This window comes from Mycobacterium arosiense ATCC BAA-1401 = DSM 45069, assembly GCF_002086125.1.
In the GTDB taxonomy this organism is placed as follows: domain Bacteria; phylum Actinomycetota; class Actinomycetes; order Mycobacteriales; family Mycobacteriaceae; genus Mycobacterium; species Mycobacterium arosiense.
Window position 1 is genome coordinate 1 of record NZ_MVHG01000402.1, and the last position, 236, is coordinate 236.

At 60.2% G+C, this 236-nt stretch carries 1 protein-coding gene; it reads right to left on the minus strand.

Going from position 1 to position 236, the window contains the following annotated elements; genetic code table 11:
- A partial coding sequence (locus tag BST14_RS32345) for a hypothetical protein (protein WP_211280874.1) occupies nucleotides 1-209 on the minus strand: 209 nt, incomplete at its 3' end.
- Between the last annotated feature and the right edge of the window lie 27 nt (nucleotides 210-236).

The following is a 236-nucleotide window of genomic DNA, read 5'->3' on the forward strand; positions in this document are numbered from 1 at the left end:
GCCTGGATGCGAGTCGACCGGCCAGAGGCCTCGAACTGCTTGTTCATCGCCGCGGTGCAGACTTCGAATTTCAGGATGTTGGCCGCGAGCGGTCGAGAGTCAGGAATCAGCGGCCGCGACAGCATTCCGTCCTTGCCGATCTGGTCGACGGCTTGACTCCAGATTGCATCTCCTACACCTACGCCCTGGATCGCGAGCCAGAGCACCATGATCTGTATTAGCGAGTAGCCATGCCC